Below are 25,647 nucleotides of genomic sequence, written 5' to 3'. Positions count from 1 at the left end.
CCCGTGCCCTTCGATGCCGCCACCGCCCACACCCTCCACACCGACCACGGCCCCCTCCACTACTACCGGGCCGGCACCTCCGGGCCCGCCGTGGTGCTGCTCCACGGGGCCATGCTCGACACCGCCCCGCTCACCTGGGGGCGCACCCTCGCCGCGCTCCGCGACACCTGCCGGCTGTTCGCCCCCGACCTGCCCCGCCACGGCGGCAGCCGACCCTGGCATGGGCCCACCGACCAGGAAGGACTGGAAGCAGTCCTCGCCACCCTGCTCGACCACTGGGAGCTGCCGCGCGCCACCGTGGTCGGCCTCTCCCTGGGTGGGGCCATCGCCGCGGGTTTCGCCGCCCGCCACCCGGAGCGGGTCGACCGGCTCGTACTCATCGCCCCCGGCGGGATGGAAGGCCGCCGGGTCGCCCAAGGCACCACCTACCTGTTGCTGCGCGCCCCGCTCCTGCTGCGGCTCACCACGGCACTGTTCGCCCGCGCACCGAGGCTGCTCCGCGCCACCCTGGCCGCGTCCCTAGTCGACGGCGCCCGCAATCCAGACTTCGCGGAGATCACCGCGCTCGCTGAGGCGGAGGCTCGGGCCACACACGCGGCGGGGGAACTCATCCTGGACGACTGGCAGATCCACTCCTACGGGTGGCGGCGCATGCGCACCGACTTGCGCCCGCTGCTGTCCGGCATCACCGCCCCCACCCTGGTGGTGCGAGGCGACAAGGACACCCTGGTCTCCCTCGCCACCGTGCAAGAAGTCGCCCAGCGTATTCCTCGGGCGGAACTCGTGCAGGTCGCTGAGGCCGGGCACCTGCTGCCCCGCGACCGTCCCGACGAGTTCCACGCCCTTCTCCGCGGCTTCCTCCAGAAGGGCCACGCGCACACCTAGCAGGCTCACAGGTCGATGACGACCTTCACCTCGTCCCCGGTGCTGTCGTGGAACGCCTCTGTGGCGCGCGCCAACGGCAGGCGCCGCGTGATCATCCGGGCCAGCCAGGAGAGGTCCGCCCACGACAGGGCGCGCGCAGCCAGCTCGTAGTGGTGCAGGTTGGCGTTGACCGAGCCGAAGAACGCGTGGTTGCCGAGCACGATCGTGCGGTTGAGCGCCCCCGCGTCCACCGGGATCGATGCCCCCTCGGACGACAGTCCAACCAGGCAGACGATGCCGAAAACTGCGGTGGTGGTGAGCGCGTCCACGACGAGCCGGGGCACCCCTGTGGTTTCGATGAGCACATCCGGTTTGACCGTGGCAGCAACAGCCGCGAGATCACCGGTGTGGTAGGCCGCGTCCAGCCCGGCCACCAGCTCCGGCTTCACCCCGTGCGCCGCCTGGTCGAAGACGTGCACGTCAAGGCCGCGCTGCATGCCCAGCAGGGCGGCCAGCAGGCCGATAGGTCCGGCACCGGTGACCAGCAGGCGCTGCGGGACGAACCACGAACGCTCCCCGATCTGCTCGATCTGCTCCCACGCTTTCGCGACCACCGAGGCGGGCTCCAGCAGGACGCCGACCTCCTCCAGGGACGGGTCGAGCCGGACCGCGTACTCGGCTTCCACCGTCCATTGTTCCGATCCGTAGCCGTGCCGTTTCTTGATGCCGCGCTCGGTGAACTGGCCGTTGCGGCACGAGTCGAAGTAGCCGTGGGCGCACGCCCCGCAGGGGACCGGGTCCGGGCGGCGGACCACGCCGACCACCAGGTCTCCGGGGGTGAAACCGCTGTCCGGCGGGGCTTCCCGCACACGTCCCAGCGACTCGTGCCCCAGCACGAGGCGGTCCGTGCCAGCGGGGGCTGAGCCGTAGACGCCGTGGACGATCTCGTGGTCGGTGCCGCAGATCCCCAGCGCGATCCCGTCGACGAGTAGTTCCCCCGCACCAGCGACCGGATCGGCGAGGTCCCGGACCTCCAGCGATCCGGGCTGGGTGGGCACCACAGTCAAAGCACGCATGCGTCTTCCTCACTGGATGTTGCGCTGCTGGTGGTCCCTGCGTTCGGCTTCTCTGCGTTCCGCTTCCTCTTCCTGCCGGTCTTCTTCCCGGGAGACGAATTCAGCGAGCCGGGCGCGCCACTTCTGCACCCTTTCCTGCACGGGGACTTGCGGCCGCCACGACACCCACGGCAGCCACGGCACCGCGGTGTGCCGGGTGACCCGGGGCCGGTCGATGTCTTCTTCGAGCACGCCGCGGACTTCCTGCGGGTCGATACCGGCGAACAGCATGATGTCGGTGGCGACGAGCATCACGGCCAGGTGGGTGGAGACGGTCAGCGGGTCGTCGTCGGTGGGGCGGCCACCGAACGGGCGCGCAGCTTCCAACGCCCGGTCGACCGCGCGCTGGCGGGTGGCTTGATTGTTGAGGTCCTTGGCGAGCATGTCGAGGGCTTCCGCGATCTCCCGCACCATGGGGGCGAAGCGCTGCCGTTCCTCGGTGCTCATCGCCGCCGTGGTGCGCGCCAAGGTCAGGCAGCTTTCCCCCAGGTAGATGAGCCGGTCGACGTGCTCGTCTTCGCGGGTGATCGGTTCCAGGTCGCCTAATCGGATGCTGGAGCTGCGCACGGTGCGCCGACTGCTCTCCCGGGTCTGGGTGAGGTTGGCGATCGGCTGGCTCAGCCCGCCGAGTCGATCGACGGTCTCTTCAGTGGAGGAGTCGTCGTCGCGGGCTAACGCGCGTCCGGTGTCGTCGAGCATCCGCGCCATTTCCGCGAGCGCGTTGGCTTCTGCGCGGCGCAGGATGGCGACCACCCGCACGGGGAACAGGAGTTGGCTGATGATGAGCGCGACTCCTGCGCCGATCAGCGCGTCGGCGAGCCGGTGCAGGCTCGCTTCTTCAGCGAACGTCACGATCAGCATGGCGCTGACCGCGGCTTGGCCGATGACCAGGCGGGCGAAGTTGACGACGATGGCGAGCGCCATGGCTAGGCCGATGGCAAAGGCTAGTGCCCGGTAGCCGGTGCCGAGCAGGGCGATGGTCAGTTCGCCGACCAGGATGCCGATGACGACGCCGAGCAGGAGGCGGACGGCGTTGGCGCCCCGTTCGCTGGCGGAGGCGTTGAGCGCGATGACTGCGGCGATGGGGGCGAAGAACGGCATGCGGGTGGCGGTGAGGTTTTTGGCGAGCAGCCACGCCACAGTTCCCGCGACCACGGCGTGCACGATCGGCCAGAAGTTTTCAGTCAGGCGGTCCCGGACAGCGGGGAGTTCGGACGTCAGCCACCGCTGTCCGGCGTGCATCAGGGCATTGACGAGCCGCCGCATGCCGCCGTCACCCCGGTGTGGCTGGGGAGCGGCCGCCGTAGAGGTGTGTGGGAACGGTCATGCGCCTTTCGGTACCCGGAACTTCGCGAGGAATGTACTTATTTGCGGTTTTTTCGGACGGGGTGGACGGAATCCGGGAGGGCGCGCGATCGGAGCAGCCGTCTGCGGTGGCCGCAACAGGCCAACTCTGGGTCATGCGGAGTTGTTCTTCTGGTCAAGGGAACGCCTTAGCGCAGGGGCGGCGTTCTGCAGCGGACGGGCGAGCACAGAGGGGCAGCGGGATGGCGGGCAGTGTGGTACGCAATGGACTCTCCCTGGCCGTGGGGGTGTGGGGTGCGGCGGAGCTGGTCCCAGGGGTGTCGCTGGGGGAACGCCCCCTGGTGGCGACGGCGGTCTTCACGGCGGTGGTCGGGATCTTCGTGCTGGTCCCCATCGGCGTGATCCGCGCCTATATCCGGGCCCGAGCGTTGCGGGAGACTGCCGCGCCGGGGATGTGGGCGGGCACAAGGGACGCCTTCACCATGGTGCTGCCCGCTACGGGTTCGCCTGCGGACCTGGTCACTACGGCGGTTGCCCAGGCTGAACTCCGTGCCCAGCAGGAGAATGCGCTCCGCGTAGCCCTGTCAAGAGAGCTCTTCGAGCTGGCGCGCTGGCGGTACGCGATCTTCACGGCGGTCCTCGTCGTGCCGGTGCTCGCGGTCGGCTTTCCCGTCAGCCTGTGGCTAGGGGGATGGCTGTCCGAGGCGTGGGCGGGGGCCCGCCTGGGCACCGGTCTGGGGACCCCCGTACTGGCTGTCGCGGTCGGATACCTCGTCTACCGGCTGTGCAGTGACGTGCTGTCCCGGGTGGCCTCGTTCTCCTGGAAGCCGCTCGGCCACCTGCTGTTGAGCCGGGCTTTCTTCCTGGGCGGGCTTGGCGCCGCGGTGGCCCTGCTGGACGGGGTGGAGATGGAGTTCTCCTCGGTGGGGCAGGGGGTGCTGGCGCTTGCCGTGATCGCCCACACCTCGATGACGTTCCGGCTGAAGGGGGAGCGCGGGCTGCAGGCGATCGCCGCACAGATGCTCTTCACGCTCGGGTGGCTTGGGGTTTGGGCCGGCTGCGGGGGCTGGCTGGCGGCTGCTGTGCGGTTCGCTGACGGGGTGTCATTCCTGGCCGCGTGCCTGATGGTGCTGGTAGCAATGGTGCCGGTGCACCTGCTCCGCAGTGGTGAGCGGTCGTCGCTCCCGCCGTGGAACCCCTGGGATTCGTGGCGGTAGAGGGGGTGCTGCGCCTCTCCAGGGGCAGCGCAGGAGAGCGTGTCCCGGGGAAAAAGCGAGTCGCTTGAGACGGAAAAAGTTGGATGACCTACTATTTAGTTGGTAGTCCTACTAATTCGCTTCTCGCTCCGGGAGGTCCCAGATGAGCGACAAGGCCACGCCAGGGGCACTACACCGTCCGACCCACCCCGTGCGGTTCGTCACCGCGTCCAGCCTGTTCGACGGGCACGACGCGGCGATCAACATCATGCGCCGCATCCTGCAATCGCAGGGAGCCGAAGTCATCCACCTGGGACACAACCGGTCGGTGCGTGAGGTCGTAGACGCCGCCCTCGAAGAAGACGTCCAAGGAATCGCGGTCAGCTCCTACCAGGGCGGACACGTCGAATACTTCAAATACCTGGTCGAACTGCTCCGAGAACAGCACGCCGACCACATCAAGGTGTACGGCGGTGGGGGAGGCGTCATCGTCCCCCAGGAGATCGCCCGGCTCCGCGAATCCGGGGTGACCATCTTCTCCCCCGAAGACGGCCAGCGCCTCGGCCTCGCCGGGATGATCAACACCCTCATCCGCGAATGCGACTACGACCTGTGGGAGCACCGCCGGGCCGACCTGGAAGCCGTCGTCGCCGGAGACCGGCTCGCCCTCGCCCGCGCCATCACCGGAGCGGAACTCGGCCGCCTCACCGACGAAGAGCGGTCCTGGCTGCGCTCAGCTGCCTCCGCCCCGCCGGTCCTCGGCATCACCGGCACAGGCGGCTCCGGGAAGTCCTCCCTCACCGACGAGCTGGTGCGCCGCTTCCGCTTCGACCAGCAGAACAAACTGCGGATTGCGGTGATCGCGATCGACCCCACGCGCCGCCGCGGCGGCGGGGCGCTGCTCGGCGACCGCATCCGCATGAACTCCATCGACAGCGACCACATCTTCTACCGCTCCCTGGCCACCCGAGGCAGCCGCGAGCTCCCCGAACACATCGACGACATCCTCACCGTCGTCAAAGCCGCCGGATTCGACCTGATCATCGTGGAAACCCCGGGCATCGGGCAGGGCGACGCGGCGATCGTGCCGTACTCGGACGTGTCCCTGTACGTGATGACCCCCGAGTTCGGCGCCGCCTCCCAGCTCGAAAAAATCGACATGCTCGACTTCGCCGACGTGGTGGCGATCAACAAGTTCGAGCGGCGCGGCGCCCACGACGCCCTGCGCGACGTGCGCCGCCAGTTGATCCGCAACCGGGAAGCGTTCGGCATCAAACCCGAAGACATGCCGGTGTTCGGCACCTCCGCCGCCACCTTCAACGACGACGGGGTCACCGCGCTCTACCAGCACCTGCGCGACCTTCTCGCCGAGCGGGGCCTGCCCGTCAGCGAAGGCGTCCTCCCCCGCGTCGACGTCCGCCACTCCACCGGCATCACCCAGGTGGTGCCGCCCCACCGGGTCCGCTACCTCTCCGAAATCGCCGACACCGTCCGCGCCTACCACGCGGAGACCCGGCGGCTTGTCTCCGCGGTCCGCCGAGTCCAACGGCTCGAAGAAACCGCCCGCGACCTCGCCGCGGCGGGACACGACACCAGCGCCGTCGACGAACTGCTCGCCAAAGCCCGCAAAGAAGTCCCCGAGGACGTCGCCGAGCAGCTCGCGAACTGGCCGAACGTGGTGGCCTCCTACTCCGGTGACGAGCAGGTCATCAAAGTACGCGACCGCGAGATCCGCACCCGGCTCCACCGCGAGTCCCTGGCAGGCACGAAGATCCCCCGCGTCGCCCTGCCCCGCTACACCGACCACGGGGAACTCGTGTCCTTCCTGCGGCGGGAGAACCTTCCCGGCTTCTTCCCCTTCACCGCGGGCGTCTTCCCGTTCAAACGGGACGACGAAGAACCCGCCCGCATGTTCGCGGGGGAAGGCGACCCGTTCCGCACCAACCGGCGCTTCAAACTCCTGTCCGAAGGCCAGCCCGCGACCCGGCTCTCCACCGCGTTCGACTCCGTCACCCTGTACGGCCGCGACCCGGATCCCCGACCCGACATCTACGGCAAGATCGGCACCTCCGGCGTCTCCGTGGCCACGCTCGACGACATGAAGGAGCTGTACGCCGGGTTCGACCTGGCCGCGCCCACCACGTCGGTGTCGATGACCATCAACGGGCCGGCCCCCACCGTGCTGGCGTTCTTCCTCAACACGGTCATCGACCAGCAGCTCGACGCGTTCCGGGACAAGCACGGCCGGGACCCCGACGAGCAGGAAGCCGCGGAGATCCGTGCCAACGCGCTGCGGTCGGTGCGCGGCACAGTGCAGGCCGACATCCTCAAAGAGGACCAGGGACAGAACACGTGCCTGTTTTCCACCGAATTCTCGCTGCGGATGATGGCCGACATCCAGGAATGGTTCATCGCCAACCAGGTCCGCAACTTCTACTCGGTGTCCATCTCCGGCTACCACATCGCCGAAGCCGGGGCGAACCCGATCACCCAGCTCGCGTTCACCCTCGCCAACGGCTTCACCTACGTGGAGGCCTACCTGGCGCGGGGCATGCACATCGACGACTTCGCGCCCAACCTGTCGTTCTTCTTCTCCAACGGCATGGACCCCGAGTACTCGGTACTGGGGCGGGTGGCGCGCCGCATCTGGGCGATCGCGATGCGCGACAAGTACGGCGCCAATGAGCGCTCGCAGAAGCTCAAATACCACGTGCAGACGTCGGGGCGGTCCCTGCACGCCCAGGAGATGCAGTTCAACGACATCCGCACCGCGCTGCAGGCGCTCATCGCGATCTACGACAACGCCAACAGCCTGCACACCAACGCCTACGACGAGGCCATCACCACCCCCACCGAGGAGTCGGTGCGCCGGGCGCTGGCGATCCAGCTCATCATCAACCGGGAATGGGGCCTGGCGATGAACGAGAACCCGCTCCAAGGCTCCTTCATCATCGACGAGCTGACCGACCTGGTGGAGGAGGCGGTCCTCGCCGAATTCGACCGGATCACCGAACGCGGCGGGGTGCTCGGCGCTATGGAGACCGGCTACCAGCGCGGCCGCATCCAAGACGAGTCGATGCTGTACGAGCAGCGCAAACACGACGGATCGCTGCCCATCATCGGCGTCAACACCTTCCGCAACCCCAACGGGGACGACGGCGCGGCCCAAGAGATCACCCTGGCCCGTGCCACCGAGGAGGAGAAGCAGTCGCAACTGCGCCGGGTCCGGGAATTCCGGGAAAAGCACCGGGAGGAGGCTGAGCGGGAACTCGAACGCCTTCGGCAGGCGGTCATCAACAACGAGAACGTGTTCGCGGTGCTGATGGACGCGGCACGGGTATGCACCCTGCAGCAGATCACCGACGTGTTCTTCGAAGTGGGAGGCCAATACCGGAGAAACGTGTAACCGGTTACCAGTCCTTGACTGGAATGGCTGGGTTCGGAGCCTGCCAGCCCGCACGGCTGGCAGGCTCGTCCAGTGTGCGGGCTTGGACTTTCCCGGTCCGCAAGGCGAGAGAACGGGCGGCGCACGACGACCGCGGCACGGAGAGGGTGGTAGTGCGGTGGCCTACGACGACATGGGGTTTCCGGTCTCAGTGTCGGGTCCGGCACGGCGCGTGGTGTCGCTGGTCCCTTCCTTGACCGAGGCGATCGCCCACACCCGACGGGAGGCGCTGGTCGGCGCGACAGACTGGTGTACCCATCCCGCCGGTCTCGATGTGGCGCGGGTCCGCGGCACGAAGAACCCGGATCGGGCGGCGATCGCCGCGCTCCGCCCCGACCTGGTCATCGCGAACAAGGAGGAGAACCGGGAACTGGACGTGCGCATGCTGCGCGCCGCAGGCATCCCGGTGTGGGTGACGGTCATCCAGACCGTGCCGCAAGCACTGGACTCGCTGACGCGGCTGTTCACCGAAGCCTTGTGCTGGCCGCTGCCCGACTGGCTGGTAGAGGCGCGCCGCCTGTGGTCGCACCCGCTTCCCCCGGTACGGGCCCGGGTGGCGATCCCCGTGTGGCGCGACCCGTGGATGGTGGTGGGGTCGGCGACGTTCACGGGGGACCTGGCACGGCGCTTGGGGCTCGCCAACGTGTTCGCCGACCATCCCGAGCGCTATCCGAAAGTGGCGCTCGCCGACATCGACCGGGACGATGTGGACCTGGTCGTCCTCCCCGACGAACCCTACGCCTTCACCCCGCAGGACGGGCCGGAAGCGTTCCGCTGTGCTCCCACCGTGCTGGTCAGCGGCCGGCTGCTCACCTGGTACGGGCCGTCACTGCTGCACGCCAAAGAAGGGCTGGCTGCGCTCGTCCAGTAACCGGTGCCCGCTAGGCGCCACCGGGACACGCCGCACGACCGCGGCCGGTCAGGGTCAGTCGAGGGCGCCTGCGGCACGCGCCAGGTTGACCGCCTGCACCCGGTTGGTTGCGCCAAGCTTGCGCATCGCGCTCTTCAGATACGACTTCACCGTGTTCGGCAGCAGCCCCAGCGCCTCGGCGACCTCGTCGTTCGTGCACCCCCTGGCGACCTCTGCCAGCACCTCCCGTTCCCGCGGAGACAACCGGACCGCTGCCACGGCTGGGGCAGGGGACCGGTCCGCTGACGGGACACGGCCCGCCAGCAGCCGGGTGCGGCGGCACACGTCGACGAGACGGCGCCGGATCCCTTCGTCTTGGACGGTGGCGGCGATCTGCGACAGCTCAGCCACCAGTTCGTGCACTTCCGCGGAGTGGAGGGCTGGCGGGGCGGCAGCCAGTCTGCGCCGCACTTCTTCCTCAACGGCGAGGTCCCGCTCCACGAGCTGCACGACACGGGCCACCGATTCCAAGAGCCGGTCTCCGAAGTCCACCGAGCTGCGGCTCGCCCCGTACAGCACAGCGCGGGGCGCCCCGTCGACGACCACGGGTGCCGCGGCGATCGACCGCAAGTGTTCTGGAGCAACAGCGTGGTCGTAGACGTGCGTGATCTCCTCAGCGGCAAAGTAGTCGTCCACGACCCACGGGCGGGCGAGTGCGAGCGCCCGACCGCCGAGCCCGGCACCGGCCTGGACCCGAAGGCGAAGGAGCGACGTCGTCCGGGCTCTGTCGAGCTGCTCGATCACGAACCCCCGGCCGTCCCGGGAGACCGGGCCGCCGAAAGCGACGGGAAGACCAGTGTCACGGCGCAGCGCACGCAGTGCGCGGGCCAGCAGGGGAGCGGGGTTCGGGGAATACGGGCCGGGAGGGATCGTCATAGGCCACACCCCCGGGGTCGACATATGAGTGACGCAGACCACGTTACCCCATTTCGGGGGTAGTGACCCAGTTCACTTCGAGGTCAGGATGTCCCCCGCAAGAGGCCGTACCGGCGCCCACAGGGCTGGGAGGCCGCTACTGCCGTGGACAGCACCATGAACCGACCTCGAGGGGGAGACGTGACCGACGGTTCCGCAACCGAGAACTATCGTCGCGCCCGCGACACCCTGCTGGGACTGTCCGGAGACCACCGCACCGCGGTGGAGACGTTCCGCTGGCCTGACCTGGGACCCCGGTTCAACTGGGCGATCGACTGGTTCGAAGTCTACGCGCGGGACAACGACACCACGGCGCTGTGGATCGTCGAAGAGGACGGCAGCGAAGCGAAGTACAGCTTCGCTGAGATGGTCCACCGCTCCGACCAGGTAGCCGCTTGGCTGGCAGAGCAGGGGGTGCGGCGCGGCGACCGGGTGATGGTCATGCTCGGCAACCAGGTGGAACTGTGGGAGACGATGCTCGCCGTGATGAAGCTCGGCGCGGTGATCCTCCCGGCCACCACCGCCCTGGGCCCGGCCGACCTGGCTGACCGGATCGAGCGCGGCGGCGCCAAACATGTGGTGACCTCTGCCGCGAACACCGCGAAGTTTGCCGAAGTGCCCGGCGACTACGGCAGGATCGTCGTGGACGGCGACGTCCCGGGCTGGGCCGACTACCGCGCTGCCGCCACGATCGCTGAACCGAAGATCGCACACCCGGAGACCGCCCCGGACGACCCGCTGCTGCTGTACTTCACTTCCGGTACTACGAGCCGCCCCAAACTCGTCCAGCACACCCAAGCCTCGTATCCCCTCGGCCACTTGACGACCATGTACTGGATCGGGGTGCGCCCCGGCGACATCCACCTCAACATCAGCTCGCCGGGCTGGGCGAAACACGCGTGGAGCTGCTTCTTCACTCCCTGGATCGCCGAAGCCACCGTGTTCGTCTACAACTACTCCCGGTTCGACGCTGCGGCGCTGCTCGCGCACATCCGCCGCGCCGGGGTCACCACGTTCTGCGCACCGCCGACCGTGTGGCGGATGCTCATCAACGCGGACCTCTCCGGCGGCCCCGGCGCGCTGCGGGAGATCGTCGCCGCAGGTGAGCCCCTCAACCCCGAGGTGATCGACCAAGTGCGCCGAGCCTGGGGCCTGACCTTGCGCGACGGATTCGGGCAGACCGAGATGACCGCTGTCGTGGGGAACACCCCGGGCTCCCCGGTCAAACCCGGGTCGATGGGCCGCCCGCTCCCCGGCTGCCCGGTCGTGCTGATCGATCCCCGCAGCGGACAGCCCGCCGAGGAAGGCGAGATCTGCCTCGACCTGTCGGCCCGTCCGGTGATGCTCATGCGCGGCTACCAGGACGACCCGGAGCGCAACGCGGAGGCGATGGAAGGCGGCTGGTACCACACGGGCGACATCGCCCGGAGGGACGCTGACGGGTACATCACCTACATTGGGCGCACCGACGACGTGTTCAAAGCCTCCGACTACAAGATCAGCCCGTTCGAGCTGGAGAGCGTGCTCATCGAGCATCCAGCGGTGGCGGAGGTCGCGGTGGTGCCCGCCCCTGACCCGGTGCGGCTGGCAGTGCCCAAAGCGTACGTGGCGCTGGCCCCCGGATACGAGCCGACACGGGAGACAGCGCTGTCGATCCTGCGGTATGCCCGGGAGAATCTCGCACCTTTTCAGCGGGTGCGGCGGCTGGAGTTTGCCGAGTTGCCGAAAACGATCTCGGGCAAGATCCGCCGAGTGGAATTGCGGCAGCAGGAGCAGGAACGTGCTGAGGGCACGGGACAGGCGAGTCAGGAGTGGCGCGACGACGAGTTTCCGGAACTGCGCCGTTCGTAATAGTCCGAGGTGAGGCCGGGGCCGCAGGCTCCGGCCTTTTTGCGGTTCCTGTGGGTGTTCTCCCGGTGCAGCGGGACGGGTGCCGCGCCGGTCGGTCGGTTCGGGGCAGTGCGTCCGCGACGGCAAAAGTGGTCTAGTTCACGGATCGCAGTGCGGGATTTGCGGTGGCGAAGGCCCCAGATGTGCCTTCCTGGCAAGAAAGTGGACAAGAAAGAAAAAGGTCACCTGCGTGGGGTCGTGATCCGGCGATCCCGTTGTTTCTCCTCGTCAGAACAGATGTCACGACAAATATGAGAATGATTGCTTAGGTTGTAATGTTCCAATTGATGGGATGATGTGATGACCTGACTGAGACGAAAAAATTCGTATTACGCATAACGGCGCCATATGTCATTGCTGCTGATCAGTTCCATGATTTGGAGTTATCGAGACTGATTTAACCGTAAACAATAGAGAATTCTCGTTTAGGAGCTTTAGGGACGTCCATCGCTCGGCTATGCTGCCGCAGTGGCGGTGAGGCGTCCCAAAGGTGAAACGCCATGGGATCGGGTTCAGATCCCCAGACGCGATTTCATGACAATCAATACACATCTTTGATCTCTGGAGGATGGTGGCGTCAACCGTTGCTGATCCCCCCTATCCCCACATTTCAGTGACGTGCCTGAACGCGAACCATAATGACTGATCAGAAAACTGCTCGCACTCACACGGGCGCAACGCCGCTGGGCGTTCTTCTCCTGCTGGCCGCCGTCCTCATCGTGGCCGCGGGATGGACCTGGACAGCGTGGAGCGCCCCCTCAACCATCCTGCTGCCCGTCTTGCTCACGGGCGGGGCTTCCATCATCCTGCTGGTCGCCTTCGGGGTGGTCATGTACTACCAATCCGCACGGGCCGCGCGGGCGACCGACCGTGCCGACCGGATCACCGCCGACGCCCAGCGGCTCGTCGGCGAAGCCCTTCCCACCGTGGTGCAGCGGGTGCGCTCAGGAGCGTCCGCAGCCACCGCGCTCGACGGCGTCAACGAGACCGTCGACTCCGTCCACCGCACCGTGCTGGAAACCGTGGCCACCGAAATCGCGCGCAGCGAACGCCAGCGCGCTGCCGCCATGGCGGCCTGCGCCACCGCGGCCGGACGAGTCCAAGCCATCACCACCGCGATGGCCGCCGACCTGCGGGAAATGCAGCAACGCTACGGCAACGACACCCCCGCGGGAGACATCCTTGGCGACCTCATGCACCTGGACCACAGCACTGCCCAGGCTGGACGGGTCGCCGACAGCATCGCGGTGCTCACCGGGGCCCGCAGCGGACGACGCTGGACCCGCCCCATTCCCATGGAGAGCATCCTCCGCGGCGCCATGGCCCGTATCGGCGACTACAAGCGCGTGCGCTGCCACTCGACCTCCACCCTCGCCGTGATCGGATACGCGGCTGAAGGAGTCATCCACGCCCTCGCGGAACTCCTCGACAACGCCGCGAAATTCTCCCCGCCCTCCTCCACGGTCCACGTCTACGTGGAAGAGGTGCAGGCAGGAGTCACGATCACCGTCGAAGACAGCGGCCTGGTCATGAGCGAAGAAGCGCTGCGCCGCGCCCGCGAAGCCGTCAGCAACGGGGGAGACCTCACCAACCTCTCCGGCAGCCGGCTCGGCCTCGCCGTCGTCGGCGCCCTCGCCCGCCGCTACGGCCTGTCCGTCTCCTACCGGCCCTCCTCCCGAGGCGGCACCGCGGCAGTCATGCTCGTCCCGCAGCGCATCCTCAAAACCGCGCCGCAGCCCTCCGCGGCCAGTGCACCGCCAGCCGCGCCCCAACGGCAGCCGCGCACCCCAGCCCCGCAGACCGCCCCCTCCGGCTGGACCGCAACCACCGAACCCGTTGCGCAGGCCGCCATCCGCAACGCCAGCGGCCTCCCGGTACGCCGCCGCGGTCAAACCCTCGCCGCAGCCCAGCGGCGACAGCAGGCCCCGAAGCCGCCCGCCCGCCGCACGCCGACCACGTCGGCAGAGGGCTTCGGAGCGTTCCGTGCCGCGGTACGCAAGACGACCCCTAACCGGACTCAGGAGGACGAATCCTGATGGATCTCGCCAAGCTTAGTTGGCTCTTGGAAAATCTCCTGGAACGCACCCCCGGAGCCCGCCACGCTCTCGTGCTCTCCCGGGACGGCCTCAAGCTGTGCCACACCTCCGGGCTCAGCACCGACCAGGCAGACCACCTCGCGGCCATCGCCGCCGGAATGCAGAGCCTCGCGCACGGTGCGTCTATGGAGTTCGGTGACGGGGCCGGTGGAGTCCGCCAAGCCATGGCCGAGTTCTACGGCGGACTGCTGTTCATCATCGAAGCAGGCGCTGGAGCCCACCTCGCCGTCATCGCCGCCGAGGACGCCGATCCCGGGTTGACCGGGCACAACATGAACGAGCTCGTCGAACAGATCGGCGAACACCTCAGCGTCGGAGTCCGTACCGCTGAACCCCTGTCTGGTAGAGCATGAGCAGAGCCATCGACCGGGAGGGACCCGATCGCTTCTACGTCATCACCTCCGGACGCAGCCGCGGTGGGGACGAGGCACTCGACTCGGTGACGCTCATCGTCACCGAGTCCGACCCGACGCCCGGAATGCAGTCGGAACACGCTCGCATCCTGCAGATGTGCCGACGTCCTATGGCGGTTGTGGAGATCGCCGCCCGGCTCGAACTGCCTGTCACCGTGGTGCGCATCCTGCTGACCGACTTGCTCGACGCAGGGTACGTCACAGCCCGCCACCCCGTTACTACGGGTTCCGCGACAGTCCCCGTTTCCCCGGCCGTGCTGGAGAAGGTTCTCGTTGCACTCCACAACCTCTGAATCCACAGTGCTGCCCGCCACAGCCGCACACGGGTTGAAAATCGTCGTCGTCGGCGGATTCGGCGTCGGCAAGACCACCCTGGTGCGCGCGGTCAGCGAAATCCGTCCGCTCAACACCGAGGAGACGATGACCCAGGCAGGAGCCGGGGTGGACAGTCTCCACGGAATCCCCAACAAGTCCACGACAACCGTGGCCTTCGACTTCGGCCGCATCACCGTCGACGACACGTTCGTGCTCTACCTGTTCGGCGCCCCCGGCCAAGAGCGCTTCTGGTTCCTGTGGGACCGGCTGTTCACCGGGGCGCTCGGCGCAGTCGTCCTCGTCGACGCCCGCCGACTCGAAGACTCCTGGTACTCCATCGACCGGCTGGAGGCGCAAGGCACTCCCTTCGTCGTCGCCCACAACAACTTCGGGTCCTCCTACACCCTGGACCAGATCCGCGGGGCACTCGACCTGGACCCCTCAGTCCCCCTCCTGGAATGCGACGCCCGGGAACGAGAGTCCGCCAAACAGGTGCTGGTCACCCTGGTCCGACATGTGATGACGACCATCGCGGGGGAGGCCGTCCGATGAACGCCCAACGCGGCATACCGAGCAGCCACCAGAACGCTTTCCGCCTGTACGGTCCCCAGTTCCAGAACAAGCCCGCCGAACTGTACCGGCAGATGCGCACCGACTACGGGCCGGTGGCCCCCGTCCTCCTCGACGGGGACATCCCCGCCTGGCTCGTCATCGGCTACCGGGAAGTCACCCACGTCCTCAACCACCCTGAAACGTTCGCCCGCAGCTCCCGGCGGTGGAATGCGTGGGACCTGGTGCCGGAGAACTGGCCGCTCTACCCGATGGTCACGCGCACCCCCAACATCCTCTACTCCGAAGGAGAAGAACACCGTCGCAGGGCTACGGCCATCAGCGACGCGCTATCCGGGGCAGACCAGCACGAAGTCCGCCAGTACGCGGTCCAGGCTGCCGACCGGCTGATCGACGGGTTCTGCGCTGCCTCACGAGCCGACCTGCGCGCCGACTACGCTTCCCGGCTGCCCGCCATCGTGCTGGGCCGGCTGTACGGCCTCGACCAGAAGCACGCCGAAGTGCTCGCCGAGGCCATGACCACCATGATCGACAGCGGCCCTGACGCGGTGAAAGCCCAGCAGTTCCTCCTGCAGACCATGGGCACGCTCGTCGCGGAGCGGCGGAAACAGCCCGGCCCCGACGTGGTCAGCCGACTCGTCCACCACCCCGCCAAGCTCCGCGACGAAGAACTCATCCCTGACCTCGTAGTGATCCTGGGCGGCGGCCACCAGCCGACCACCGAATGGCTCGGCAACACCCTGCGCTTGATGCTCACCGACGACCGGTTCGCCGCTTCCCTCACCGGGGCCCGCAGCAGTGTGCGCGAAGCCCTCAACGAGGTGCTGTGGGAAGACACCCCGACGCAGATCTACCTGGGCCGCTACGCCGCCCACGACGTCGAACTGGGCGGCCAGCTGATCCGCCGCGGCGACCTGGTCCTCCTCGGGCTCGCGGGAGCCAACAGCGACCCGCAGATCAACCCTGGGCCGGAATGCCGGATGAGCCAGGGAAACCAGGCCTACCTGTCGTTCTCCCACGGAGAACACCGCTGCCCCTATCCCGCCCCAGAACTTGCCGAAATCATCGTCACCGCGGGCATCGAAGTCCTCCTCGACCGGTTGCCCGACGTGGAACTCGCTGTCCCGGTTGACGAACTGCGCTGGCGTCCCTCCCCCTGGATGCGCGGCCTCGTCGCGCTTCCAGTGGTCTTTACCCCCGTTCCCCCCATTGGAGGTCAGTGATGGCTTCGCCTACCGACAATCCGATTGTCCTCGATCCCTACGTCTCCGATCTGGAAGGTGAACGGGAACGCCTCTACGAGGCCGGACCGATCGCCTGGGTTGAACTGCCCGGTGGGGTGCGGACCTGGTCCGTCACCCACCACCAGGCTGCCCGCGAACTCCTCACCGACTCCCGCCTGTCGAAAAACATGGCGCACTGGGGCGCCTACAACCGCGGCGAGATCTCCCCGACCTGGCCGCTGCTGAGCGTCATCCCGCCCACCCCCACCAACCTGCTGGGCACGGACGGCGCTGAACACAAACGCCTGCGCACCCTGACCGCCCAGGCGTTCACCCCCCGCCGCGTAGAGAAACTCCGGCCCCGCATCCGCGAGATCACCGAAGAACTCCTCGACGCCCTCGAAGAACGCGCCAACGAACCCCAGGACCTGAAGAGCGAGTTCTCCTTCAAACTGCCGATGCGGGTCATCGGCGAGCTGTACGGGGTGGAAGAAGCAGCCCACGGGCAGCTGCGCAGCCTCTACGACAAGTTCTTCAGCTCCGTGACCCCGCCCGAAGAGTTCCTCGCCACCCGGGAAGCCCTCGTCCAGTTCTACACCGAACTGATGGAGCGGAAGAAAGCCAACCCCAGCGACGACCTCACCACCGCTCTCCTGCAAGCCAACGAGAACGGCGACCGGATGACGGACGAGGAAGTCCTCGGCACGCTCCAGATCGTCGTGGCCGCCGGGCACGAGACCACAGTCAACCTGCTCACAAACACGGTGCGCGCCCTGCTGCGCTTCCCCGACCAGCTTGAACTCCTGCGCACCGGCAAGGCCACCTGGGAGGCGGCGATCGAAGAATCGCTGCGCTGGGACCCGCCCACCACCAACTTCATCTTCCGCTTCGCCACCGAAGACATCGAATACGGCGGGGTGACCATCGCCAAGGGCGACTCGGTGATGATCTCCTACGGCGCGATCGGCCGCGACCGCGGCCAGCACGGCGACAACCCTGAAGTCTTCGACGTCACCCGGAAGACCAGCAGCCGCCACATCTCCTTCGGCTACGGCCCTCACGTGTGCCCCGGCGCCCCCCTGGCCCGCCTCGAAGCGCAGGTCGCCCTGCCCATGCTGTTCGAACGCTACCCCGACATGAAGCTCGCCGTGGACGACTCGGAGCTCGTCCCCAACCCGTCGGTGATCGTCAACAGCCTTAAAGAATTCCCGGTCATCCTGCGCCCGTAGTTCCCCCGCAAAACCGGGGCGGGAGGGCAGCCGTCCCTGCGGCACGGCCCTCCTGCCCCGACCCTTTCCCACCTACGCCATGCGGGCGGCCGGCACCGGCGGACGCTCCTCCTGCGGGGCGCGAGGCTCGGGCAGTCCAGCCTCGGCACGGACCGACCGCCCCAGCTCTTCCACCATCTTCAACGCGTCCAACAGGTCGTTCTCCGAAACCGAGAACGGCAGGTTGTGGATCGTCTCCTCCGGGGCGAGCGCCGCCTCCACCACCATGCGGAGCACTTCGTCGTCCACGTGGCCCAGGCCTGCCTCCGTCAACGTGGTCGGCAGTCCGAGCCGCGCGGTGAACTCGATGAACTCGCGGATCTCCTCGGCTGCCGCCGCCTCCAAGATGAGCTGGGTGATCGACCCGATGTTCACCTTCTCGCCGTGCATGAGGTGGTGGGTGTGGGGCACGACCGTCAACCCGTCGTGGACCGAGTGCGCCGCCGCCAAGCCTCCCGACTCGAACCCGAGACCGGACAGCAGCGTGTTCGCCTCCACCACCGCCTCCACGGCGGGGGTGACCAGGTTGCTCCGCACCGCCTCGACCGCTGGCAGCGCGTTCTCCCACAACAGGTCCCACGACAGTTTGGCCAACGCGATCCCGGTGTGCGTCGCCATTCCCCCGGCGAGCGTGGGGCCGTTCGCCCGCTGCACGGCGCGCGCTTCGATCCACGTGGCGAGCGCATCCCCGATACCCGAGACCAGGAACCGTGCCGGAGCGTTGGCGACGAGCTGCGTATCCACGAGGACAAGGTCGGGGTTGCGCGAGTAGAACCGGTAGGTTTCGAAGACGCCTTCCTCGCTGTAGACGACCGACAGCGCCGAAGTGGGGGCGTCCGTGGACGCCACCGTCGGCACGCTCACCCACCGGATCCCCGCGTTGTCCCCGGCAGCCTTGGCAGTGTCGATCGTCGAACCGCCGCCGAGACCGATGATCACGTCGCAGCCGCGGTCAGAGAGCACGTCGGCGACCCGCCGCGCCTCAGCGGCGGTGGGGATCCCGCCGAACTCTTCGAACCGCACCGCGAGCCCCGCCTGCCGGAACGACTCGGTCACCGTGGCCTCCGTCAACTGCCGGACCACGGGATCAGCCAGGATCAGCGGCACGGACCCGATCGCTGCGACATAGGTGCCGAGATCCGCGAGAACCCCCCGCCCCTGCACATACCGCCCCGGGGCGAGCAGCGACCGCGTCGTCGGCATCGTGGTTGTCTTCGCCATGGTTCCCCTCGTTCGTCTCTGACGGTGTGGGAAACCGCTCTACCCACATTCGCGGTCGCGCTTCTCCAGCAGCAGCGAGTTTTGCTGTCGCCTGGGACGGCCCGCGCACAGCTCACTGCGGACGGGGGCGCAGCTCCCACGGCCGAGGCCAGTAGCGACGGTTCGGGTCGCGTCGCGGCAGTTTCGCCTTAGGCGCAGTGCGCAGCGTGTGGACCAGTTCAGACACTGAAGCAGCACACACCAGGACAGCCAGGCCGATGCCTTGATAGGGAGGTTTGAGGACGGCTGTTACCTCCGGGATGCCGGCATCGTCGTGGAGTACACAGATCTCGTAGTGAGGGAACTCCGCCCGGGCGCGGCGCAGCTCTTCGGAGGGGATGAGCTGGTACACGGTCACTAACCTTCGACGAGGGACGCCGTAGGAAGGGCGTGCTGGCGATGATGGCTGGGATGCCTTCCGCGACGGTGCGGAGGCGAGTGTCCCCCAGCACCGGTGCGCGGTTCGCGGAGGACAGGAGACAGACCAGCCACTGCTGGAAACGGGAAAGGTGGCCCGCGTTTTCAGCAGTAGAAGGTCGTCTGCGATCACCAGAGCACCTGCGGGGGAGAGCAGCCCGCGGTCCGGATTGATCGGTGCAACGTGCCCGATCCCCGTCGAGGATGGTGTCCCTGACAGGTCCGGAGTGCTCAGGCGACAAGAAGGCACACGGAAGCGGCACGTCATTCCGGGGTACCGGGAGAAGGAAAGAGAATCGGCGCTTACCGGGCCTACCCAAACTCTATCCTGAGCCGCGCCAAAAAATGACGGACTTCCGGAGTTCGAGGGAGAAATCTCACGAAAGACGCCAGAGAGGACACTGTTTGGCGGATCGGGGAGAAAACCGGCCCCTCACCGCAGCGGGCAGTCGAGCACGCTGCAACGTGGGCCAGCCGACTCCTGTCCCGGAAGGATCGGGAAGGATACGATGGCTCGGTCAAGACACTGCCCTGCCGCGCCGCACGCCCGGCCAGCGGGAGGGAGCAGAAGCGTTTCCGACCAACCGGTGCCGCCCGCGCCGACCCGGCCGCCCCCACGGCACCGGGACCCGCGTGGGACAACGATCCGATTCGGACCATGTGATGGCTGAGGCAACAACAGACAAACGGCAGGGCCACACCCGGGGACGGACCGGCAACGATCGGCGTACCCAGATCATCAAGGTCGCCACCGAACTCTTCCGCGAAAAGGGCTACTACGCCACGTCCCTGGACGACATTGCGGACCGCATCGGATTCACCAAACCGGCCATCTACTACTACTTCAAAAGCAAAGAAGACGTGCTGTTCGCGATCGTGAACAGCATCGTGGACGAGGCCCTGGAACGATTCCACGCCATTGCGGCCGGTCCCGGCAGCCCTGGGGAACGCATCCACGCCCTCCTCGTTGAGCACACCCGCACCATCCTGCGGAACCTCGACGCCAACACGGTCTTCTACAACGAGCGCGGTCTCCTCTCCCCCGAACGGGAACGGGAGATGCGCAAACGGGAACGCGAATACACCGAGATCATGCAGCGCCTCTACGCCGAAGGCGTGGCCACCGGGGAACTGCTCGACGTCGACCCAACCGTCGCCACGGCGACCCTGCTCGGCGCCGCGATCTGGACATACCGCTGGTACGACCCCGAAGGCCGACTCTCCGCCGACGAAGTCGTCGAACAGATCACGCGGCTGCTCCTCAACGGCTACCGCCGCCCCGCCTGAGCGGCCCGGCATTGCCGATCCAGAACCGGAACCGGGAAACCTCCCCGCCCCGGAAGAAAACCCGAGGATACTGACCCCATCCCCGTGGTAGGGGAGAGGTGGGCTGCGGGAAGGACGCACATCCGGACCCGGTGCCGGCCCGCGCCCAGCGGCGCTGCACCACCGGGGCCCGGACCACCACGGAACGGGCTGCCTCCCCCGCACGGCTGGCCGCAGCAGGCCCGCCACCCGGCCGCCCCTTCCAGAACAACCACCAGCACAGTCCGCACCGAATCCGCGCCCATCCCGACACAGGGAAGATGAGGGCGTTCCACACACGGGAGTGGGGAAAGCGGATGATCAGGCTCGACCGGTTAGTCAACGTCCTGGGACGCTTCGGAGTCCGGCTCTACTGCGACCCGCGGATGCGCCAGGCAGAACTGCGCAGCGTCGTCACCTACGATCCCACCGACCCTCGGCCGGTCGGCGGTGACGTCTTCCTCGCCGTGGGAGTGGCCAGCGTCGCCCACGCCGTCGACCTCGCGGCCGCAGCCAACGCCGTCGTCGTGCTGGTCCGCGCCGAAACACCCCCGGACAGCGACGTGCTGTCCCGGGCCCGCCACGAGGAGATCGCGATCGCCGTCCTCGACCCGGCCGTGTCGTGGAGCCAGCTCGCCGCGGTCGCCTACGGGCTCGTCCTGGAAGGCCAAGAAACCGAGGCGGGCCGCGGCCCCACCGACCTGTTCGCGCTCGCAGACACGATCGCCGGCGCCGTCGGCGGGCCGGTCACGGTCGAAGACGTCCTGTCCCGCGTCCTCGCCTACTCCAGCCTCCAAGAACACACCGACCGTGCCCGGGCCCGCACCATCCTGGGCCGGCGCGTCCCCGAACCCGTCCGGCTCGCCCTCGCGGAACGCGGCGTCTTCGCGCACCTCGCCGAATCCGACCAGCCGCTGTTCGTGCCACCCATGCCCGAACACGGGCTCAACGGGCGTGTCGTGGTCGCCGTCCGCGCCGGACGGGAACTCCTCGGCTCCATCTGGGTGGACGCCGAAGCACCCCTCCCCCCGGCGCGCGCCGCCGCTTTGGAAAGCGGGGCCCGCACCGTGGCCCTGCACTTGCTGCGCGCCCGCGCCAGCGCCGACCTGGAACGCCAAGTCGAATCCGACGGGGTGATCCAACTCCTCGAAGGCCGCGGCGATGCGCTGGTGACCGCCCAGCTCGGCCTGCCCGTCGGCCCGTTCCGGGTCGTGGCCCTGCAAGCACACGTCGGCGACGACCAGCACGCCGCAGCCCTGCTGGTGTTCGAACACGTCACCACCGGATTCGGGTGGGCACGTCCGGGACGCAGCGCCCTGTTCGGCACCACCGTCTACACGGTGCTCCCCGATACCGGCGTGGCCCGGGCCCGCGACTGGATCGCCGGAGTGGTCGCCGCCCTGCCGTCCGACGTGGAAGTGCACGCGGGGATCGGCGGACCCGCCGACATCGACCAGCTCACCGAAAGCCGCCAGGAAGCCGACGAAAGCCTGACCTTGCACGCCGCCCACCCGCGGGGGCGGATCGCAGTCAGCTACGACGACGACTGGGACGAGATCCTGCTGGGCCGGCTCCGCCGGGTCGCCGCCACCGGACGGATTCCTGCGGGTCACCCCGTGGCGCGCCTCGCCCGCCACGACCACGAGCACGGCACCCGCCACGTGGAGACACTCCGCGCCTGGTTCGACGCCCAAGGCGACCACCGGGCCGCCGCCGACCTGCTGGGCGTCCACCCCAACACGGTCCGCTACCGGATGCGCCGCATGGCCGAGATCGCCCGTGTCGACCTGGACTGCCCCCGCACCAACCTCGCGCTCGCGATCGCTCTCGCAGTAGAGGCCGACGGTCCTTTTGTTCTCCGCGAACAGTCCTGACTTGTGGATTTGTTCACACCGAATAGACCGCTCCGCGAGATTGTCCGCCATGCTCAGAGCAGAGGGAAGGTCTGTGGAGCTTTGTGGGGAGCGGCGATGAACCAGACACGAGACGGAGGCGCACCGCGCACCGCGGTGGTCATTGGGGCCGGAATGGTCGGCCTGTCGACCGCCTGGTTCCTGCAGGAGCGGGGCGTGGACGTGACCGTGGTCGACCGGGACAGCGTGGCGGCAGGCGCGTCATGGGGCAACGCGGGATGGATCTCCCCGGGACTGTCGATCCCGCTGCCTGAACCGTCCGTCCTGCGCTACGGACTGCGGTCGCTGCTGGACCGCAATGCCCCCCTCTACGTTCCGATCCGTGTCGACGTGGGCTTGTGGGGATTCCTGCTGCGGTTCGCCGCCCACTGCACCATGCGGGCGTGGCGCCGGTCCATGCAAGGGTTCATCCCCATCAACTCGCAGTGTTTGGACGCCTACGACCAGTTGGCGGAGAACGACATCACCGTGCCGACAGTGGACGCGCCGATCACCGCGGCCTTCGAAAAACGCGCCCAAGCCGCGGACCTGCTGCGGGAGCTGCGGCTGATCCGCGACTCCGGCCAGGAGATCGGTTTCGCCGAGATGACCGGGGACGAGCTGCGGGAGCGGATGCCGCAAGTGTCGCAGCGGGTGGAACTCGCGATCCGATTGGACGGGCAGCGCTACGTGGACCCGGGAGCGTACACGAAGGCGCTCGGCGAAGCCGTGGTGAAACGCGGCGGCACCCTCCGCGAAGGGTTCACCGTCACCGACATCCGGCCGGACTCCGGGGCGATCGCGGTCCGCTCGACGACAGGGGAGAGCGTGCGCGGCGACGTGGTGGTGCTGGCCGCCGGATCGTGGATCACCGGGCTCGCCCGCAAACTGGGGGTCCGCACCCGCGTGCAGGCGGGACGCGGATACTCGTTCACCGTGCCCACCGAGCAACCCGTGCCCGGCCCCCTGTACCTGCCCGCCGTGCGCGTAGCCTGCACCCCCTACCAGGGCAAACTGCGGGTCGCGGGCACGATGGAGTTCCGCGGGCCTGACGACCCTCTGGACCCGGGGCGGATCCGCGCGATCATCGCCTCGGCACGCCCGCTCATGGAAGGGATCTCCTGGGAGGACCGCACCGACGAATGGGTCGGCCCGCGCCCGGTCACCCCGGACGGGCTGCCGTTGATCGGAGCGACGAAAGCACCAGGCGTCTACGTTGCGGGAGGCCACGGTATGTGGGGGCTGACCCTCGGCCCGATCACCGGCCGTCTCCTCGCCGAACAGATCACCACCGGAAAGCGGCCGGAAGCACTGGCCGCATTCGACCCGCTGCGCTAACCCGGGCGCAGCAGCGACCACTCCCTGGTGGGGAGGGAGGAGGGGCCCGCCCCGGTTCCGGCACCGCGGAACCCGAGGCGGGCCCCTTTTTTTACTCGCGTGCCCGGCAGGTGCCACGGCCCGCATTCCCCGTAGTCAGCGTTATGGTCCACCGGCCTCGGGACAAGAACGTCACCGGTGTGCTGTTTTTCCTGGTGGGTACCGGTTACCGGATCACACACGGACAGCACACCGGGAAGAGGAGATCGTGATGCGGACTGCCGGTGCTGGCGGAGCCGTGGAACAGGGACGCCCCCTCAGTGCGGGGCCACGACGGTCGTCCACCCTGGGCACGGTCGTGTTCTGGGCCTCGCTGGGGATTTCGCTTGTCCTCACCCTCAGCTTCGTGGTGGGAGCGCTTGCGCCGCTCGTTCCGTTTCTCGTTTTTCTTCCCGCGATCGTCGCCACGGTCGGCACACTGCAGCAGACCGCCATCATCGCCGGGTGGACCTACCTTGTCGCTTTCATGGTGTACGCCTCGCGGGACGGGATCTCCGGCCAAGAACTGTACGGGCTCGTGCTCGCCGCAGTCCTGGCGGTGCTGAGCATCGCAGCGAGCTGGTACCGCATCCGCAGCGCCGAAGAAGAGTACCGGCGGCGCTCCCACGAAGAAGAAGTCCGCCAGCTGCGGTCGACCGTCGCCGAGCTCCAACGGCGGATCCTCCGCCCGCTGCCCGCACGGGTGTCCGGGCTCATCGTCGACGGCCACTACCGGCCCGTCGAAGAGAACCAGATGGTGGGCGGCGACATCTACGAAGTGGTCCGTACCCCTTTCGGGGTAAGGGTGATGATCGCCGACGTCCAAGGCAAAGGCCTGCCCGCGGTCGGCACCGCGTTCTCCGTCCTCGGCGCTTTCCGCAGCGCCGCCTACCACATCAAAGACCTCATCCAACTAGCGGATGTACTGGACACCTCAGTGGTGCGGTACAACATCTACGCCAAACAGGTCCAAGAGCCGGAACGGTTCGTCACCGCGCTCCTCCTCGACATCGACGACCAGGGCCGGGTGCGGGTCATCAACTGCGGCCACCTCCCGCCCTACGTGGTGTGCCCCCAGTACGCCGGTCCAGCAGTCCCGCACGACCCCAGCGCCCCGCTGGGCTTGGGCAGCCTCGTCCCCCAGGCCCGGGTCATCCAAGAGTTCTCCCTACCCCCGGAGGCGACCCTCCTGCTGTGCACGGACGGGGTCACCGAGGCACGCAACCGCGACGGGAAGTTCTACCCCTTGAAAGAACGCCTCCGCGGGTGGCGGAACGTGCCCGCGGAACAGCTCATCGAACGGATCGCCGCGGACCTGGGCGAGTTCACCGAGGAGGACTACCGCGACGATATGACCGTGCTGACCCTGTACCGGGAGCGGAGCGCCGCCCCCGTGGCAGAGCCGCCCCGGCAGGCCGCCCGCTGACCTGTCAACCCCGGCCGCCGGTCAGGTGGCGGGCAGGGCAGCGGCCAGCGCGATCACCCCCACCGAGGCCACCACGCTGGTGATCGCCATCACCCGGGCGAAGACTGGGTATCCCCGCGAACTCGCTTCGCCGTGCAGTGCCGCCGCCACCATCACCAGAGCAAACAGCACGAGTTTGGCGGTCAGGATCTGCCCGTAGCCGGGCAGGAGCAGCGACTCCCATGTCACGCCCTTCCGCCACGCCAAGGCGACACCGGTGCCGATCTGCAACGGCAGGAAGAACGCCGCGGTAAGAATGCCGAACCGTCGGCCGACCGCGGTCAACAGGGTGGCGCGCCGTTCGTCGTCCAGGCTGCGCCGGGCCAGCGGCAACACCACCAGGGACACGGTGAGCTGCCCGCCCACCCACAGTGCAGCGCCGAGTACGTGGAGAAACCGCACCACTGTCCAGATCGTCAGCACCGTT

21 protein-coding genes are annotated in these 25,647 nt (G+C 68.0%); 15 read left to right on the top strand and 6 right to left on the bottom strand.

Annotation, left to right across the window (positions count from 1 at the left end; all coding sequences use genetic code 11):
- Positions 1-3 precede the first annotated feature (3 nt).
- Positions 4-885: an alpha/beta fold hydrolase gene (locus TFU_RS14000; RefSeq protein WP_011293238.1), complete on the top strand. Its 882-nt coding sequence runs from the start codon at positions 4-6 to the stop codon at positions 883-885.
- A gap of 5 nt (positions 886-890) precedes the next feature.
- On the opposite strand, the gene TFU_RS13995 is transcribed toward TFU_RS14000, so the two are convergent.
- Together TFU_RS13995 and TFU_RS13990 are read right to left on the bottom strand one after the other, a co-directional pair.
- On the bottom strand, positions 891-1,940 hold the full coding sequence (locus tag TFU_RS13995; RefSeq protein ID WP_011293237.1) for a glucose 1-dehydrogenase: 1,050 nt from the start codon (positions 1,938-1,940) through the stop codon (positions 891-893).
- A 9-nt stretch (positions 1,941-1,949) separates the two neighbouring features.
- Positions 1,950-3,245 (bottom strand): FUSC family protein, encoded by a 1,296-nt coding sequence (locus tag TFU_RS13990; protein WP_011293236.1) that lies wholly within the window; start codon positions 3,243-3,245, stop codon positions 1,950-1,952.
- 281 nt (positions 3,246-3,526) lie between these two features.
- On the opposite strand from TFU_RS13990, the gene TFU_RS13985 reads away from it, so the two are divergent.
- From TFU_RS13985 to TFU_RS13975, 3 genes are all read left to right on the top strand, one after another.
- Positions 3,527-4,501, top strand: a complete 975-nt coding sequence (locus TFU_RS13985; RefSeq protein ID WP_016189318.1) for a hypothetical protein — start codon at positions 3,527-3,529, stop codon at positions 4,499-4,501.
- Between the two features lie 142 nt (positions 4,502-4,643).
- Positions 4,644-7,886, top strand: coding sequence for a fused isobutyryl-CoA mutase/GTPase IcmF (icmF, locus tag TFU_RS13980; RefSeq protein WP_011293234.1), 3,243 nt, complete (start codon positions 4,644-4,646; stop codon positions 7,884-7,886).
- A gap of 157 nt (positions 7,887-8,043) precedes the next feature.
- Positions 8,044-8,796, top strand: a complete 753-nt coding sequence (locus TFU_RS13975; RefSeq protein ID WP_011293233.1) for a helical backbone metal receptor — start codon at positions 8,044-8,046, stop codon at positions 8,794-8,796.
- A 54-nt stretch (positions 8,797-8,850) separates the two neighbouring features.
- Here TFU_RS13975 and TFU_RS13970 read toward each other — a convergent pair whose 3' ends face one another.
- Positions 8,851-9,711, bottom strand: coding sequence for a LuxR C-terminal-related transcriptional regulator (locus TFU_RS13970; RefSeq protein ID WP_011293232.1), 861 nt, complete (start codon positions 9,709-9,711; stop codon positions 8,851-8,853).
- A 156-nt stretch (positions 9,712-9,867) separates the two neighbouring features.
- On the opposite strand from TFU_RS13970, the gene TFU_RS13965 reads away from it, so the two are divergent.
- The 7 genes from TFU_RS13965 (at position 9,868) to TFU_RS13935 (ending at position 17,486) form a co-directional block, all read left to right on the top strand.
- Entirely contained in the window at positions 9,868-11,601 is a 1,734-nt protein-coding gene (locus TFU_RS13965) for an AMP-binding protein (protein ID WP_049755085.1), read from the top strand.
- Positions 11,602-12,278: 677 nt separating this feature from the next.
- Positions 12,279-13,676 (top strand): sensor histidine kinase, encoded by a 1,398-nt coding sequence (locus tag TFU_RS13960; protein WP_011293230.1) that lies wholly within the window; start codon positions 12,279-12,281, stop codon positions 13,674-13,676.
- Positions 13,676-14,089: a roadblock/LC7 domain-containing protein gene (locus TFU_RS13955; protein WP_011293229.1), complete on the top strand. Its 414-nt coding sequence runs from the start codon at positions 13,676-13,678 to the stop codon at positions 14,087-14,089. The genes TFU_RS13960 and TFU_RS13955 overlap by 1 nt, the downstream gene beginning before the upstream one ends.
- Positions 14,086-14,442, top strand: coding sequence for a DUF742 domain-containing protein (locus TFU_RS13950; RefSeq protein ID WP_011293228.1), 357 nt, complete (start codon positions 14,086-14,088; stop codon positions 14,440-14,442). The genes TFU_RS13955 and TFU_RS13950 overlap by 4 nt, the downstream gene beginning before the upstream one ends.
- Complete coding sequence (locus TFU_RS13945; protein WP_038044178.1) at positions 14,423-15,016, top strand: GTP-binding protein; 594 nt, start codon at positions 14,423-14,425, stop codon at positions 15,014-15,016. The genes TFU_RS13950 and TFU_RS13945 overlap by 20 nt, the downstream gene beginning before the upstream one ends.
- Positions 15,013-16,257: a cytochrome P450 gene (locus tag TFU_RS13940; protein ID WP_011293226.1), complete on the top strand. Its 1,245-nt coding sequence runs from the start codon at positions 15,013-15,015 to the stop codon at positions 16,255-16,257. The genes TFU_RS13945 and TFU_RS13940 overlap by 4 nt, the downstream gene beginning before the upstream one ends.
- On the top strand, positions 16,257-17,486 hold the full coding sequence (locus tag TFU_RS13935) for a cytochrome P450 family protein (RefSeq protein ID WP_011293225.1): 1,230 nt from the start codon (positions 16,257-16,259) through the stop codon (positions 17,484-17,486). Before TFU_RS13940 ends, TFU_RS13935 begins: the two co-directional genes overlap by 1 nt.
- A 72-nt stretch (positions 17,487-17,558) precedes the next feature.
- On the opposite strand, the gene TFU_RS13930 is transcribed toward TFU_RS13935, so the two are convergent.
- Positions 17,559-18,746 (bottom strand): glycerol dehydrogenase, encoded by a 1,188-nt coding sequence (locus tag TFU_RS13930; RefSeq protein ID WP_011293224.1) that lies wholly within the window; start codon positions 18,744-18,746, stop codon positions 17,559-17,561.
- 112 nt (positions 18,747-18,858) lie between these two features.
- A complete protein-coding gene (locus TFU_RS13925) occupies positions 18,859-19,137 on the bottom strand; it encodes a hypothetical protein (protein WP_016189311.1) in 279 nt (92 codons plus the stop codon).
- 728 nt (positions 19,138-19,865) lie between these two features.
- Here TFU_RS13925 and TFU_RS16230 point away from each other — a divergent pair.
- The 4 genes from TFU_RS16230 to TFU_RS13905 all read left to right on the top strand — a co-directional run bounded on the left by TFU_RS16230 (position 19,866) and on the right by TFU_RS13905 (position 25,181).
- Complete coding sequence (locus TFU_RS16230; RefSeq protein ID WP_016189310.1) at positions 19,866-20,489, top strand: TetR/AcrR family transcriptional regulator; 624 nt, start codon at positions 19,866-19,868, stop codon at positions 20,487-20,489.
- Positions 20,490-20,824: 335 nt separating this feature from the next.
- The gene (locus tag TFU_RS13915; protein ID WP_041428153.1) at positions 20,825-22,381 is read left to right on the top strand and encodes a PucR family transcriptional regulator; all 1,557 of its coding nucleotides are present in this window, start codon (positions 20,825-20,827) and stop codon (positions 22,379-22,381) included.
- Between the two features lie 96 nt (positions 22,382-22,477).
- Positions 22,478-23,737 carry an NAD(P)/FAD-dependent oxidoreductase gene (locus tag TFU_RS13910; RefSeq protein WP_011293220.1) on the top strand — a complete coding sequence of 420 codons (1,260 nt, stop codon included), beginning with the start codon at positions 22,478-22,480 and terminating at the stop codon, positions 23,735-23,737.
- Between the two features lie 250 nt (positions 23,738-23,987).
- Complete coding sequence (locus TFU_RS13905) at positions 23,988-25,181, top strand: PP2C family protein-serine/threonine phosphatase (RefSeq protein WP_011293219.1); 1,194 nt, start codon at positions 23,988-23,990, stop codon at positions 25,179-25,181.
- A 21-nt stretch (positions 25,182-25,202) separates the two neighbouring features.
- On the opposite strand, the gene TFU_RS13900 is transcribed toward TFU_RS13905, so the two are convergent.
- On the bottom strand, positions 25,203-25,643 hold the full coding sequence (locus tag TFU_RS13900) for a hypothetical protein (protein ID WP_011293218.1): 441 nt from the start codon (positions 25,641-25,643) through the stop codon (positions 25,203-25,205).
- Between the last annotated feature and the right edge of the window lie 4 nt (positions 25,644-25,647).

This window comes from Thermobifida fusca YX, assembly GCF_000012405.1.
Classification (GTDB): Bacteria; Actinomycetota; Actinomycetes; order Streptosporangiales; family Streptosporangiaceae; genus Thermobifida; species Thermobifida fusca.
This window is presented reverse-complemented; position numbering and strand designations above follow the sequence as displayed.

What these genes read in the sequence shown, in the direction of transcription:
- TFU_RS13995 (WP_011293237.1), bottom strand. Translation starts at nt 1,940, where the DNA reads ATGCGTGCTTTGACTGTGGTGCCCACCCAGCCCGGATCGCTGGAGGTC.
- TFU_RS13990 (WP_011293236.1), bottom strand. Translation starts at nt 3,245, where the DNA reads ATGCGGCGGCTCGTCAATGCCCTGATGCACGCCGGACAGCGGTGGCTG.
- TFU_RS13985 (WP_016189318.1), top strand. Translation starts at nt 3,527, where the DNA reads ATGGCGGGCAGTGTGGTACGCAATGGACTCTCCCTGGCCGTGGGGGTG.
- icmF (WP_011293234.1), top strand. Translation starts at nt 4,644, where the DNA reads ATGAGCGACAAGGCCACGCCAGGGGCACTACACCGTCCGACCCACCCC.
- TFU_RS13970 (WP_011293232.1), bottom strand. Translation starts at nt 9,711, where the DNA reads ATGACGATCCCTCCCGGCCCGTATTCCCCGAACCCCGCTCCCCTGCTG.
- TFU_RS13965 (WP_049755085.1), top strand. Translation starts at nt 9,868, where the DNA reads ATGAACCGACCTCGAGGGGGAGACGTGACCGACGGTTCCGCAACCGAG.
- TFU_RS13960 (WP_011293230.1), top strand. Translation starts at nt 12,279, where the DNA reads ATGACTGATCAGAAAACTGCTCGCACTCACACGGGCGCAACGCCGCTG.
- TFU_RS13955 (WP_011293229.1), top strand. Translation starts at nt 13,676, where the DNA reads ATGGATCTCGCCAAGCTTAGTTGGCTCTTGGAAAATCTCCTGGAACGC.
- TFU_RS13950 (WP_011293228.1), top strand. Translation starts at nt 14,086, where the DNA reads ATGAGCAGAGCCATCGACCGGGAGGGACCCGATCGCTTCTACGTCATC.
- TFU_RS13940 (WP_011293226.1), top strand. Translation starts at nt 15,013, where the DNA reads ATGAACGCCCAACGCGGCATACCGAGCAGCCACCAGAACGCTTTCCGC.
- TFU_RS13935 (WP_011293225.1), top strand. Translation starts at nt 16,257, where the DNA reads ATGGCTTCGCCTACCGACAATCCGATTGTCCTCGATCCCTACGTCTCC.
- TFU_RS13930 (WP_011293224.1), bottom strand. Translation starts at nt 18,746, where the DNA reads ATGGCGAAGACAACCACGATGCCGACGACGCGGTCGCTGCTCGCCCCG.
- TFU_RS16230 (WP_016189310.1), top strand. Translation starts at nt 19,866, where the DNA reads ATGGCTGAGGCAACAACAGACAAACGGCAGGGCCACACCCGGGGACGG.
- TFU_RS13915 (WP_041428153.1), top strand. Translation starts at nt 20,825, where the DNA reads ATGATCAGGCTCGACCGGTTAGTCAACGTCCTGGGACGCTTCGGAGTC.
- TFU_RS13910 (WP_011293220.1), top strand. Translation starts at nt 22,478, where the DNA reads ATGAACCAGACACGAGACGGAGGCGCACCGCGCACCGCGGTGGTCATT.
- TFU_RS13905 (WP_011293219.1), top strand. Translation starts at nt 23,988, where the DNA reads ATGCGGACTGCCGGTGCTGGCGGAGCCGTGGAACAGGGACGCCCCCTC.